The following is a 15051-nucleotide window of genomic DNA, read 5'->3' as shown; positions in this document are numbered from 1 at the left end:
CCCCCCCCCATCCACTGCCGCTGCCACACGGCATAGTCGGCATATTGAATGGGCAGCGCCGGCAATTCGATCTCGCGATCCTGGCTGCAGGCTTCATACAACTGCACCAGCTCGTCGACCATGACCGGCATCGACCAGCCATCGGCAACGATGTGGTGCACGGTCAGCACCAGCACATGAGTCTGCGGCGCCAGGCGCAGCAGTTTCACCCGCACCAGCGGGCCGTGCTCCAGGTCGAATGGACGGCGGATTTCCTCATTGACGTAGCTGGCGATCTCCGCCTCGCCGGCCGGTTGCACGCCGGCATCGACCGCCAGCGAAAACGCGGCGGCGGGATGGATGACCTGCACCGCCTGCTCACCGTCCTGGTGGAACGTCGTACGCAGTACTTCATGCCGTGCGCACAGGGCCTCGAAACTGCGCCGCAGCGCCTCGACATCCAGCGCCCCCTCGAGCCGCAGGGCGGCCGGGATGTTGTAGGCGGCACTGTCCGGCTCGAGTTGCCAGAGGAACCACTGGCGCTGCTGGGCATAGGACAACGGCAGCGGCTGGTCACGCCCGATCGGCAGCAGCGCCGGTGCCCGGTTGAGCGTCCCCCGGGCAACCCGTTCGGCGAACCCGGCCAGGTTGTCGGCCTCGAACAGCGTGCGCAGGGGCAGCTCGACGTGGAGCCCCTGGCGTACCCGGGAAATCACCTGGGTCGCGATCAGCGAGTGCCCGCCCAGATCGAAGAAGTTGTCGCCCAGCCCAACCCGTTCCACCTTCAGCACCTCCTGCCAGATCCCGGCCAGGGCTTGTTCCAGCGGGGTCTGCGGCGCCTGATAGGCGAGCTGCGACAGGTTGGCCCGTGGAGCCGGTAGCGCCTTGCGGTCGACCTTGCCGTTCGGGGTCAACGGCAGCCGCTCCAGCAGGATCAGGTGGGACGGCACCATGTAGTCCGGCAGGCCGGCCTTCAACCAATCACTGAGCTCGCGCTGGAGCACGGCCTGCGCCGCCTCGTTCGCCTGGGCCAGGCTCGCCTCCTCGGGCACCAGGTAGGCGCCCAGTTGCCTGCCCGCCGGGCCGTCGATATCGATGACCACGGCCTCACGGACGCCGGCATGTTCCTGCAGCCGCGCCTCGATTTCGCCCAGCTCGATGCGGAAACCGCGGATCTTCACCTGGTGGTCCAGGCGTCCGGCGTACTCGATCACGCCATCGCCATGGTAGAGGGTCAGGTCGCCGGTGCGGTACAGCCGGCCTCCACCCACCGGGTCGAACGGGTCCGGGATGAACCGCTCGGCGGTCAGCCCCGGACGCTGGTGATAACCCCGCGCCAGGCCATCGCCAGCGATCAGCAGTTCACCCCGGGCTCCCGGTGGCAACACATCGAAATCGTCGCCGAGGATATGCAGGCGGGTGTTGGCGATCGGCCGGCCAAGCCGGATGTCGTCGCTCGAGGTCAGGTAGTGCCGCGCCGACCAGATGGTGGTCTCGGTGGGGCCATAGACGTTCCAGACATGCCCGGCCTGCTCGATCAGCCGCTGTGCCAGTTCTGCGCTCAGCGCTTCGCCGCCACAGAGGATCCGGCAGCCGGCCAGCCAGCCCGGCGGTGCACTGTCGAGCAACATGCGCCAGGTCGACGGCGTCGCCTGGATCATCGTGACCTGCTGCTTGCCGATGATCTCCAGCAAGGCCCGCGGGTCCTTGTTCTGCTGTTGACGCAGCAGCACCACGGCGGCACCGCGCATCAGGGTCAGGTACAGCTCCAGCCCGGCGATGTCGAAGGACAACGAGGTCAACGACAACACCCGGTCCGAAGACTCGATACCCGGCTGTTCGGCCATGCTGAAGAGGAAGTTCACCAGCGCCCCGTGGGGCACCGCGACGCCCTTGGGCTTGCCGGTGGAACCCGAGGTGTAGATCACGTACGCCAGGTTGCCCGGCTGTGCCAGATTGGCCAGCGGTGCGTCGCTGAACCCTTGCAGCCAGTCCTGCGACGGGTCGAGGAACAGGCTGCGCACTTCGTCCCCCACGGCCTGGTGGAGGCCCAGGTGGCTCTGGGTCAGCAGCAACGCCAGCCCGCTGTCCCGCACCATGTACACCAGGCGATCCGCCGGGAAATCCGGGTCCAATGGCACATAGGCGCCGCCAGCCTTGAGGATCGCCAGCAGGCCCACCAGCATCTGCGGGCCGCGTTCCAGGGCCACGCCGACCAGCACGTCCGGGCCGACGCCCAGCTCCCGCAACTGGCGCGCCAGTCGGTTCGAATGCCGGTCCAGTTGCTGGTAGCTCATGTCCGCATCATCGAACAGCAGGGCCGTCGCCTGCGGTGTTACACGGCTCTGTTCGGCGATCAGCTCATGAATGCAGCGATCGGTCGGGTAACGGGCCTCACTCCGGTTCCAGTCGACGATGATGCGCTGGCGCTCGTCGTCGCCCAGCATCGGCAGTTCGACCACGCGACGGTGGGCACCGCAGGCAATGGCCGCCAGCAGGTTGCGCCAGTGCCCGGCCATGCGCTCGATGGTCGAGCGGTCGAACAGTGCGCTGGAGTACGTCAGCGCGGCGCTCAGGCCCTCGGTATGCTCATGGGTGTCCAGGGCCAGGTCGAACTGGGCGACATGGCTGTCCCAGGACAGTCCCTGGACCGTCAGGCCGGGTAGCGTATGCAACTCGCCCGCGCCTTCGGCCTGGTGGTTGAACATCACCTGGAACAACGGGCTGTGGCTCAGGCTGCGCTCGGGCTGCAACGCCTCGACCAGTTGCTCGAATGGCAGGTCCTGGTGCGCCTGGGCCTCCAGGGCCGTCTGCCGGACCTGCTGCAGCAGCTCGCTGAAGGTCATGCTCGAGGTGAACCCGGCACGCAGCACCTGGGTATTGACGAAGAAGCCGATCAGGCGTTCGGTTTCGACCCGGTTGCGGTTGGCGATCGGCACCCCGACACGGATGTCGGCCTGCCCGCTGTAGCGATGCAACAGGGTCTGGAACGAAGCCAGCAGCAACACGAAGAGGGTGACCCCCTGCTGCCGGGCCGCGACCCGCAAGCCATCGGCCAGGCCGGGCGGCAGATCGATGGCCAGGCGCTCGCCGACTTGGCTGCGCAGGGTCGGTCGCGGACGGTCGGTGGGCAGTTCGAGCACCGGCTGTTCGCCTCCCAGTTGCCCGGTCCAGTAGTCCAGTTGGCGGGCCTGTTCGCCCTCGGCCATCCAGCGCCGTTGCCACTGCGCGTAGTCGACGTACTGCACCGGCAGGGCCGGCAGGTCGACAGCCACGCCCTGGTGGTAGGCGCTGTACAAGCGCACCAGCTCGTCGACCATGATGGGCATGGACCATCCGTCGGAGACGATGTGGTGGACCGTCAGCACCAGCACATGTTCGGTGTCCGCCACCCGCAGCAGGCGGACGCGCAGCAGCGGTCCCTGCACCAGGTCGAAGGCACACGCGGCTTCACGCTCGACGTAACCGCGAATGGCCGCTTCGCGCCCGGCCGCCGGGGTTTGCGCCAGGCGTTCCACCGGTAACTCGAAGGTTGTGGCCGGATGAATGACCTGCACGGTCTGCTCGCCCTCCTCCCGGAAGGTGCTGCGCAGGCTTTCATGGCGGGCGATCAGCGTCTCGAAGCTGCGCCGCAAGGCCTCGACATCCAGTGTGCCGCGCAGTTGCAGGGCCGCCGGAATGTTGTAGGCCGCACTGTCCGGCTCCAATTGCCAGAGAAACCACTGGCGCTGCTGGGCATGGGAGAGCAGCAGCGGCTGGCTCCGGTCGACCGGTTCGATGGCCGCGACCGCAATCGGGGCGGCGCCGCCATCCTCGACATTGCGCACAAACGCCGCCAGGTCCTGGGCCTCGAACAGATCACGCAACGACAGCTCCAGTTCGAGGCCCTGGCGAATCCGCGAGATGACCTGGGTCGCCAGCAGCGAATGGCCGCCCAGTTCGAAGAAGTTGTCGTCCAGCCCGACCCGCTCGATCTTGAGCACTTCGGCCCAGATCTGCGCCACCTGCTGCTGCACGGTGGTCACGGGGGCCACATGGCTTTTCTGCGTCTGCGCAACGTCCGGTGCAGGCAAGGCCCGGCGGTCCAGCTTGCCGTTGGCGGTCAGGGGCATCTGGCGCAGCAGGACCCAGTGGGCTGGCACCATGTAGTCGGGCAGCACGGACTTGAGGTGTTCGCGCAGGTCACGTCGCCATTGGCCCTGGACCTGCGGATCCGCCTCCAGCAGCGCCGGATCGCTCGGCACCAGGTAGGCCACCAGCTGCTTGCCGCCCGGGCCGTCGATATCGATGACGCTGACTTCCCGGACAGCGGCATGCTCGCGCAGCCGGGCGTCGATTTCGCCCAGCTCGATGCGGAAACCGCGAATCTTCACCTGATGGTCCAGGCGCCCGATGTATTCGATGCAATCGTCGCCCCGATAACGGGCCAGATCGCCCGCACGGTACAGTCGGCCACCGCCCTGCTCGTCGAACGGATCAGGAACGAAACGCTCGGCGGTCAGTGCCGGACGCTGGTGATAGCCGCGTGCCAGGCCGGCACGGCCGACATGCAGTTCCCCCCTGCAGCCCTGGGCCACAGGGTTGAAATCGGCATCCAGCACGTACCACGACAGGTCGGGGATGACCTCGCCGATCGGGCTGACGCCCGCCTGCAGCAGGTCTTCGCGGCTGATCGGTCGGTAGGTCACGTGCACCGTGGTTTCGGTAATGCCGTACATGTTGACCAGTTGCGGCTGATGATCGCCAAAACGCTCGAACCAGGGCCGCAGGCTGCCAACATCCAGGGCTTCGCCGCCAAACACCACGTAGCGCAAGGCCAGCGGCGAAGGCGACGGCGGTGCCTCGCAGGCCACCCGGATCAGTTGCTTGAACGCCGAAGGCGTCTGGTTCAGCACCGTGACCCCTTCACTGAGCAGCAGCGGGTAGAAATCCTGCGGCGAACGACTGATATCACGCGGCACGATGACCAGGCGGCCACCGTGCATCAACGCCCCGAAGATCTCCCAGACCGAGAAATCGAACGCATAGGAGTGGAACATCGTCCAGACATCCCGCGGCCCGAACCCGAACCATGCGTCGGTGGCCTGGAACAGCCTGAGAATATTGTGGTGCGGCAGCAGCGTGCCCTTGGGCTTGCCGGTGGAACCCGAGGTATAGATCACGTAGGCGAGGTTGTCGGGGTCGGTCAGCGTCGGCAGGTTCTGTTGTGGATAACCTTCCAGCCAGTCGCCTTCCTGGTCCAGGCACAGGCTGCGCACGCTGTCGGGGACCGGCAGGCGACCGGCCAAGTGGCTTTGCGTCAGCAGCAGGCGGATGTTGCTGTCCTGGATCATGTACGCCAGGCGATCCTCGGGGTAATCCGGGTCCAGCGGCACATAGGCCCCCCCGGCCTTGAGGATGGCCAGCAGGCCGATCAGCATCTCCAGGCCCCGCTCCACCGCCAGCCCCACCAGCACATCCGGGCCGACGCCACAGGCGCGCAGATGGTGCGCCAGCTGGTTGGCACGACGGTTCAACTCGCCATAGGTCAGGCTGCTGGCGCCATGGGTCACCGCCACTGCATCCGGCGCCTTCAGGGCCTGGGCCTCGATCAATTCATGCGCACAAGCACTGCCCGGGTAGGCCACAGGGGCCGGATTCCAGGCCTGGATGGTCTGTTGCTGCTGCGCCGCGTCCAGCATCGGCAGCGCGGCGATACGCTGCCGCGGATCCCGGCCGATGGCTTGCAGCAGGTTGCGCCAGTGCCCGGCCAGGCGCTCGATGGTCGCGGGGTCGAACAGGTCACTCGCATAGGTGAAGGCCGCTCCCAGACCTTCGTCGCTTTCGAAGGTGTCCAGGGTCAGGTCGAACTGCGCGGTACGTTTTTCCCAGGACAAGCCCTCGACACGCAAACCGGCCAGTTCGCGTGCCTCGCCACGCACCTGGGTCTGGTGGTTGTACATCACCTGGAACAGCGGCGTACGGTTCAGGCTGCGCTCCGGCTGCAAGGCCTCCACCAGTTGCTCGAACGGCAGGTCCTGGTGGGCCTGGGCATCGAGTGCGGTTTTCTTGACCTGTTGCAGCAACTGGCTGAAAGGTGCCTGGGCATCGATCTCGGCCCGCAGGACCTGGGTGTTGACGAAGAAGCCGATCAGCCCTTCGGTTTCCACGCGGCTACGGTTGGCAATGGCGACGCCAACGCGGATGTCGGTCTGCCCACAATAACGGTGCAACAGGGTCTGGAACGATGCCAGCAGCAACATGAACAGGGTCACGCCCTGCTGCCTGGCAACGGCCTTGAGGGACTGGGCCAGTTGCGGCGCCAGGTCGATGGCCAGGCTTTGTCCGGCCAGGCTCTGGTGGGTGGGGCGCGGTCGATCGACGGGCAGTTCCAGCACCGGTTGCTCGCCCCCCAACTGGCCCTTCCAGTAACCGAGCTGGCGTTCCTGCTCGCCCGCCTCCATCCAGTCGCGCTGCCACTGGGCGTAGTCGGCGTACTGGATCGGCAAGGCGGCAAGTTCGACCTCGCGGCCCTGGCGGAAACCGTCGTACAGGCGGACCAGTTCGTCGACCATGATCGGCATCGACCAGCCATCGGAAACGATATGGTGCAGGGTCAGGATCAGTACATGGTCTTGTTCGGCGATCTGCAGCAGCCGAACCCGCAGCAAGGGACCTTGCTCCAGGTCGAAGGGCCGCTGCACTTCGTCCTCCACGCAAGCGCGGATCTGTTCGTCGAGGTCTTCGCTGATCGGGGTCGCCAGGCGCTCCGGCGCCAGCGTGAAAACATCGGCCGGATGGATCACCTGCAGCACCTGTCCGGCGTCCTCGCGCAAGGTCGTGCGCAAGGTTTCGTGGCGCCGGATCAGCGCCTCGAAACTGCGTCGCAGGGCTTCGGTGTCCAGGCTGCCCTTCAGGCGCAGGGCCGTGGGGATGTTGTAGGCGGCGCTGCCCGGCTCCAGCTGCCAGAGAATCCACTGGCGTTGCTGGGCGTAGGACAGCGCCGAAGACGACTCTGACTCCCGCCTGAAAATCGGGGTCACCCCGTACAGGTTCACCCCTTGTCGCTTGAGCAACGCCGAGAGCGCCTTGCGCTCGCGGATGGACAGCGATTTTACGGAGTCGAGCAGCTCTTGCACTTTGATGTTCTCCCGCTATGCGATCAAATTATCGATTTCCTCCGCAGTAAGACGTTTGAGGGCAGCCAGCGATTTAGCCAATTCATCCTGTGCCTGGTCACTTTGGCCGGTTTTCTGCCGGACCGCGCGACTGAAGTCCGCCAGCACCGGCAGCTCGAACAACTCGTTGAGCGAGACCTCGACATGCAGTTGGTCACGAATGCGCACCATCACCTGCATGACCAGCAGCGAATGCCCGCCCAGCTCGAAGAAGTGGTCGTTCATGCCCACCCGCTCGACCTTCAGCACGTCGGCCCAGATAGCGGCCAACTGCTGTTCCTGCTCGGTCTGCGGCGCCACATAGTGGTGCTGCAACAGGCTGACGTCCGGCTTGGGCAAGGCCCTGCGGTCGAGCTTGCCGTTGGCGGTCAGCGGCATGCGCTCGAGTACCACCAGGTGCGTCGGCACCATGTACTCCGGCAGGTGCTCGCGCAGATGCTCCTTGAGCTGCTCGCGCAACGCCGGGACATCGTCCGCCGTCCAGCCGCTGTCCCTCGGCACCAGGTACGCCGCCAGCTGCCGGCCGCCAGGGCCGTCGATGTCGACCACCACGGCCTCGCGCACCGCGCCATGCTGCCGCAGGCGCACCTCGATCTCGCCGAGTTCGATACGGAAGCCGCGAATCTTCACCTGGTAGTCCGTGCGCCCGACATACTCCAGCACGCCATCGGCAGCCCGGCGACGAACCAGGTCGCCGCTACGGTAGAGGCGCTCGCCCGGCGTCAGACCGAACGGGTTGGGCACGAAGCTCAGTGCCGTACGCTTCGGATCGCCCAGGTAGCCACGGCCAACTCCCAGGCCGGCGATATGCAGTTCGCCCGTGGCGCGCTCCGGCATCGGTTCGAGCAGATCGTTGAGAACGCTCAGCCGGTTGTGATCGGTGTCCAGGCCGATCGGCAGGTAGGCACGCTCGCGGTCCTGCAACTGCACCCGGTGCAAGGCCACGTCGTCGGAACATTCGGCCGGGCCATAGGCGTTGATCAATGGAATATCCGGATACTGGCGCAACCAGCGCTCCGCCAGCGCCGGGGCCATCGCCTCGCCCGTGGTCAACAGATAGCGCAGGCTCGCCAACCGCGCCACGGGCTGGTCGAGCAGCCCCTGGATCAGGGCCGGCACCACCTCGAGCACGGTGATGCCCGTCTGCTCCACATGCCTGAGCAGGGCGGCCGGGTCCTGGACGATGGGCGAAGGCACGATCTCGACGCGGGCCCCGCAGAGAGCGGCGGTCAGCAGTTGCCAGACGGAAATGTCGAAACTCTGCGAAGCGGTCTGGGCGATCACATCCTGCCCGGTCAGTCCCAGGTAGGGCACCTTGCTCAACTGGTTGTTCAGCATCCCGCCCTGCTCCACCATCACGCCCTTGGGCAGGCCGGTGGAACCCGAGGTAAAGATCACATAGGCCAGGTGACGAGCCGTGACCAGAGGCAAGGCCGCCGGTGGTGCGGCGGGCGCATCCTGCTCCAGCACCTGGTCCCAGACCAGCAGCCGTGGCCGGGCCTGGTCGTCGATACGCGCGAGCAACTGCCCGGCCAGTTCCCGGCAACCATGGCTGCAGACCAGCACACGGCTGCCGCTGAGAGTGAGGATATCCGCCAGCCGTTGGGCCGGCAGCGCGGGATCCAGACCCAGGTAACCGGCGCCGGCCTTGAACCCGGCGACCACCATGCCCAGCAGGGGCAGGCCGCGCTCACCGAGCACCGCCACCAGGTCGTCGGCCAACACCCCGGCAGCCTGCAATGCCTGGGCCATGCGGGTACTGTGCCGATCCAGCTCGGCGTAGGTCCAGCCCTGCCCCTGGCAGGTCGCCGCCACCTGCTGAGGCACCCGCTGCACGGTCCGCTGGAACAGCTGTGCATAACCCAGGTCGAGATCGCCAGCGGGTGTGTCGCCCGCATCGTTGCCCGGCGCCAGCGGCGCCTGCAATGTCGCCACCAGGTCCTGGAAGTCCAGCTCGATACCCTCGGCAAACGCCTGGAGCACCTCACGCAAGTCAACGAGCAGGCGCTCGACGGTTGCCTGTTCGAACAGACGCTGGTCATAGGACAGGTGCAGGCCCAGGCTGGAGCCTGGGTAGATCACCACGGTGATCGGATAGTTGGTGTGGGTCCGCGAGGAACCGGACTCGATCTTCAGGCTATCGGCCTGTTCACCGATGCTGTCCTCGATCGGCGCGTTCTCGAACACGAACAGGCTGTCGAACAGCGCCTGGCCCTTGCCGACCTCGCTGCCACCCTGGATGGTCACCAGGTGCAGGTGCTCATGCTCGCGCAACTCGAGGTTGTGTTCCTGCAACCCCTGCAGCCAGGCCTTGACCGTCTGCGGGTTCTGCGCGCCGGGAATCCGCACGCGCAGCGGAATACTGTTGATGAACAGCCCGACCGTGGCCTGCATCTCGGGGAACTCCACCGGACGCCCGGAAACCGTGACTCCGAACAGTACGTCGCGATGACCGCTGTAGCGGTGCAGCACCACCGACCAGGCCGCCTGCACCAGGGTGTTGAGCGTCAGTTGGCTGGACTGGGCGACCCGGGACAACTGCCGGGTCTGTTCGTCACTGAGGCGCGTCAGGCAGTCACCGGTCGACGAGGTCCCGGCATCGCGACTGATCAACCGGTCGAACGGCAAGGCGGTCGGCTGTTCGAAACCGGCCAGCTCGCGTTCCCAGAATGTCCTGGAAGCCTGCTCGTCGTGCCCCTGCAGCCAGGCGATGAAATCCCGGTAGCGCGGTGGCAGCGGCAGGTGCGTGGTACGGCCCTCGACCTCGGCCGCGTACAGTTCGAAGAACTCCGCCACGATCCCCATGCGGCACCAGGCATCGAGCAGGATATGGTGATTGCTCAGGACAAAACCATAGCGTTGCGGCCCCAGCTGGATCAGCCGCAGGCGAAACGGTACTTCGCCGGCCAGGTCGAAGCCCTGTTGCAGTTCGGCGCTCAGTTCGGCCTTCAGGCGGGCCTCGTAGTCGGCGGCGTCCACGCCTTGCCAATCCATGAAGCGGATATCCGGGGCGACATTGCGCCGCACGATCTGCACGATCGTGTCGCCGATATCCCAGCAGAACGAGGTGCGCAACACCTCATGCCGTTCGACTACCGTGCACCAGGCACGAGTGAAGGCCTCACGGTCGATATCATGGTCGATCAGGTAGCAGTACTGCATCAGGTAGATGCCCGAACCGGCTTCGCGCAGGGTGTGCAGCAACAACCCTTCCTGCATCGGCGACAGCGGATAGATATCGGCAATGTCCCGCGCTGCCACCGGCAGGCGCTGCAGTTGCTCACGACCCAGGCGAACCAGCGGGAAATCCGATGGCGTCACGCCCTGGCCGGCAGCTGCGGCGCAGTGGACGATCAGCGCCTCCAGCTCCCGGGCATACTCGTCGGCCAGGTGCTGCAGGGTGGACGTGTCGAAGACCTCGCGACTGAACTCCCAGTGCAACTCCAGTTCGCCGCCCTGTACCTGGCCATTGATGCTGATCAGGCTGCCCAGCGGTGCGGCCTGGTCCTGGCCCTGGCCGCTGTCCTCGCCAGCGAGCTGGAACAGGCCATTGTCGCGATCGCCGCCCTGCTCGACCTGGCCCAGGTAGTTGAAGACGATGCTGCCCTCGGCCAGGCCTTGCAGGGCCTGGCGCGCCGACGGCGTACCGAGGTAGCGCAACAGGCCGTAGCCGATGCCCTTGTTCGGCACCGCACGCAGTTGTTCCTTGATGGCCATGATCGAGCCACCCAGCGAATCCTCGGGGCTCAACCGGACCGGGTAGAGGGTACTGAACCAACCGCTGGTGCGGCTCAGGTCCAGCCCCTCGAACAAGTCTTCACGACCGTGCCCTTCAAGGCGGATCAGCGCATCGGGCTGCCGCGTCCAACGGCTGATGACCCGCGCCAGGGCGGTCAACAACAGATCGTTGATCTGGGTGCGGTAGGCCGCGGGGGCCTGCTGGAGCAACTGCCGGGTCAGCTCGGCGCCCAGTCGCGTCTGCACGGAGGCGGCATGGCGCCGCTGCTGGCCGCCGTCGGGACGGTCGCAGGGCAAGGTATCACTCACACCGCGCAACTGCTCCTGCCAGTAGGCCAGTTCCTGCTCCATCAGCGGGCTGCGCACATGCTGGTGCAAATGCTCGGCCCAGGTCTTGAGCGAGCTGCCACGGGCCGCCAGTACGGGCGGCTGGCCCTGGGCAATGGCCGTGTAGGCCGTTTGCAGGTCCTCCAGCAACACGCGCCAGGACACGCCATCGACCACCAGGTGGTGGATCACCAGCAACAGGCGTTGTTCACCAGCCGGCAGGTTCACCAGCACCGCACGCAGCAACGGCCCTTGCGCCAGGTCCAGGCTGCGCTGTGCCTCGTCCAGCAGCCCGGCCAGTTCGGCGGACGACGACAGATCGCGCACCCACAGCATGCCGCCGGGCTGATCCGCCCGGTAGCGGGCCCGCCAGCCGTCGGCCTGCTCCTCGAAGTTCAGGCGCAGGCCGTCGTGTTGCCCGACCAGGGTCGACAGTGCCTGCTCGACATGCGCGGCATCCAGGGCTTCACGGGCCTTGAGCAGCACCGACTGGTTCCAGTGATGACGCTCGGGGATCTGCGTTTCGAAGAAGCGCATCTGGATCGGCAACAACGGCTGCTCGCCGCTGACCTGCCGCGGCGCCTCGACGGCGGCCTTCTTCTCGATCAGCTTGGCCACCGTCGCCAGCTGGGCGATGGTCTGCTTCTCGAACAACTGCTTGGGACTGAGCTTGATGCCCTGGCGCTTGGCCCGGGCGATGATCTGCAGGCTGAGGATCGAGTCGCCGCCCAGTTCGAAGAAATTATCCGTGCTGCCGACCCGCTCCAGCTTGAGCACATCGGCCCAGACGGCGGCCAACTTCTCCTCGATCTCGCCAACCGGCGCGACATAGCGCTGCTGGGTCGCGCCCGGCACGGGCAGAGCCCGCTTGTCCAACTTGCCGTTGGCGGTCAACGGCAGGCGCTCCAGCATCAGGATATGCGCCGGTACCAGGTATTCCGGCAGCCCGGCCTGCAATTGCTGGCGCAAGGTTTCGCCACTCAGGCTGGCGCCTTGCGCGGCCACGCAGTAGGCCACCAGTTGCAGGCGCGTGGCATCACTTTCCAGGGGCAGTGCGAGCACCACCGCTTCGGCCACGCCCGCAAGCCCCAGCAGCCACTGGGCGACTTCTCCCGGCTCGACCCGGTAACCGCGAATCTTCACCTGGTCGTCGGCGCGCCCCAGGTATTCCAACCGGCCATCGACCCAGCGCGCACGGTCGCCAGCCCGGTACAGGCGTTCGCCCTGGCGCGATGCGGGGTCGGGCACGAAACGCTCGGCGGTCATGGCCGCATGCCCCAGGTAGCCCTGGGCCAGGCCCGCGCCACCCAGGTACAACTCACCCGGCACACGCTCGGCCACCGGGTTCAGGTAGGCATCCAGCACCTGCGCGCGGTCGTTGGCCAGCGGCAGGCCGACCGGCACGCCGCGACAACCGTCCAGACGCTCATGCACTTCGTGGGTCAGGATGCCCACGGTGGTTTCGGTCGGGCCGTAGTGGTTGATGATCCGGCAGTCCGGCGCCAGTTGGCGGACCTGCTCGACCAGCGCCCAACTGCTGGCTTCGCCGCCGAGGATCAGCAGTTGCCGTGGCAGCACATCCGCCGCACGACCGGCCTGCAACAGGCCCTGCAAGTGGCTGGGGACGATCTTCAGCACATCGACCTGGTGTTCGCGCATGTAGGCGGCGAAGCTGTCCGGGTCGAAGGCATGCTCATGGGACATCAGGTGCAGCAACCGGCCGGTGGCCAGGGCACCGAACAGTTGGGTATGCCCCAGGTCCGCGGCAATGGTCGAAACCAGCGCCAGGCTCGCGCCGGGTGCCAGTTGCAGGCGCTGCAACACCGCCTGTACGTAGTTGGCCAGGCCACGCTGGCTGATCAGCACGCCCTTGGGCTGCCCGGTGGAACCGGAGGTGTAGATGATATAGGCCGGCTGCTCGGGATCGACCGCCAGGCCGAGTGCCGAATCGTCCTGCCCGGCCCACTGCTGCTCGACCGGAACCAGCGCCGGGCACACGCCCAGGCCGGCCGCCAGGCTATCGCCCGGAGCGTGGATCAACAGGGCCGCGGCACTGTCCTTGAGCAGTTGTTGCAGGCGCTCGACCGGCTGGCGGTTATCCAGCGGCAGGTACACCGCACCGGCCTTGAGCACCGCGAGCAGGCTGACCACCCAGTCGATGGAGCGTTCCTGGCACAGCGCGACCACGGCCCCGGCCGCAATGCCCTCGGCCTGCAGCAGGCGCGCCAGTTGGTTGGAGCGGCGCTCCAGCTCGTCATAGTCGATCACTTGCGTCCCGCAGCGCAGCGCCGGCCTGCCGTGGCCGGCCCGCAGGCCCTGCTCCCAGAGCGCGAGGAAATCGCCGCAGGGGAACGCTGCCTGGGCGGCGGCCGGGTAATCGGCCGCAACGCCTGGCTGCTCCAGCAAGGGTGCCTGGGCGGCATCGACCATCTGTTCCAGCACCTGCTGCCAGGCCTGGGCCAGGCGCTCGATGGTGCCGGCCTCGAACAGGTCGGTGGCGTAGGTGAACTCGGCCTCGATCCCCTCCGGGGTATCGGTGAAGTCCAGGGCCAGGTCGAAACGGGCATCGGCCACGCCGATGGCGAAGGCCTCGACGCTCAGGGCCGACTGTACCGGAGCACTTTTGCCGCGCGCGGCGAGCACGTTCTGGTTGATCTTGACCTGGAACAGCGGATTGTGGCTCAGGTTGCGCTCCGGGGCCAGGGCATCCACCAGTTGTTCGAACGGCAGTTCCTGATGGGACTGCGCACCACTGACCACCTGCTTGACCTGCTCCAGCAACTGTTCGAGGCTGTCACGCTCATCCACCTGGATGCGCAGCACCTGGGTATTGATGAAGAAGCCGATCAGCCCTTCCAGTTCCTCGCGATTGCGTCCGGCATTCGGCGCGCCGATGCGGATGTCCGCCTGGCCACTGCTGCGTGCCAGCACCACGGCCAGGGCCGCCAGGGCCTGCATGAAGACGGTCTGGCCATTCTGCCGGGCCCGGGCCTTGAGCTGGGCCGAGAGTGGCGGCGGCAGGTTGGCGTGGACGATGGCCCCACGATGACTGGCCACCGCCGGGCGCTCATGGTCCAGCGGCAGCTCCAGCAGTGGCTGCTCCTCGCCCAGTTGCTGCTTCCAGTAGGCCAGTTGGCGCTCACCCTCGCCGGCTTCCAGCCAGGCACGTTGCCAGATCGCGTAGTCGGCGTACTGGATCGGCAACGGCGCCAGCCCTGCCGGTTGGCCGCTGACTTCGGCCAGGTAGAAGCGGATGAACTCCTGCACCAGCAACTCGCCCGACCAGCCGTCCGAGACGCTGTGGTGCATGCACAGGGTCAGCACGTGCTCATGCTCGTCCAGGCGCCAGAGCCGGACCCGCAGCAACGGCCCCAGCAGCAGGTCGAAGGGGGTGGCCAGTTCGGCCGCCACCCGCGCCTGCAGGCGCGCCTCGCGGGTCTCGACAGGTTCAACGGCGATGTCCACGCGCTGCAGGAGCACCTGCGACTCATCGAGGATTTCCTGGTGGAACTCGCCCTCGACCGAGACGAAGCGGGTGCGCAAGGCCTCGTGGCGGTGCACCAGCAGGGCCAGGGCCCGGCCCATCGTCGCCTCGTCCAGGATTCCCGTCAGGCGTACCGCCATCGGCACGTTATAGGCGCTGTTGTCCGGGTCCAACTGCCAGAGGATCAACATCTGCTGCTGAGCGTAGGACAGTGGAATCCGTGCAACGTCGTGACGGGTTTCGGCGATCGGCAACAGCCGGAAGCTCTGCCCGGTCTCACTCATTTTCTGCAGGATCTGGCGGCGCTGTTCCAGCGGCAGGCCAACGAAGCGCTGGGCAATCCGTTGTGCTGTGGTCTTGTCCATC

2 protein-coding genes are annotated in these 15051 nt (G+C 66.7%); both read right to left on the bottom strand.

The window, feature by feature from the left end; genetic code table 11:
* On the bottom strand, window positions 1–7097 hold a 7097-nt coding region (locus tag K675_RS33730; RefSeq protein WP_017905472.1), incomplete at its 3' end, for a non-ribosomal peptide synthetase.
* Between the two features lie 15 nt (window positions 7098–7112).
* A complete protein-coding gene (locus tag K675_RS0121170; protein ID WP_017905471.1) occupies window positions 7113–15050 on the bottom strand; it encodes a non-ribosomal peptide synthetase in 7938 nt (2645 codons plus the stop codon).
* Window position 15051 lies beyond the last annotated feature (1 nt).

The sequence above is a fragment of the Pseudomonas fuscovaginae SE-1 genome (assembly GCF_000364705.1).
Taxonomy (GTDB): Bacteria; Pseudomonadota; Gammaproteobacteria; order Pseudomonadales; family Pseudomonadaceae; genus Aquipseudomonas; species Aquipseudomonas fuscovaginae_A.
The sequence above is the reverse complement of the archived record's forward strand: the minus strand, read 5'-3'. Positions and strand labels throughout refer to the sequence as shown.

What these genes read in the sequence shown, in the direction of transcription:
- K675_RS0121170 (WP_017905471.1), bottom strand. Translation starts at nt 15,050, where the DNA reads ATGGACAAGACCACAGCACAACGGATTGCCCAGCGCTTCGTTGGCCTG.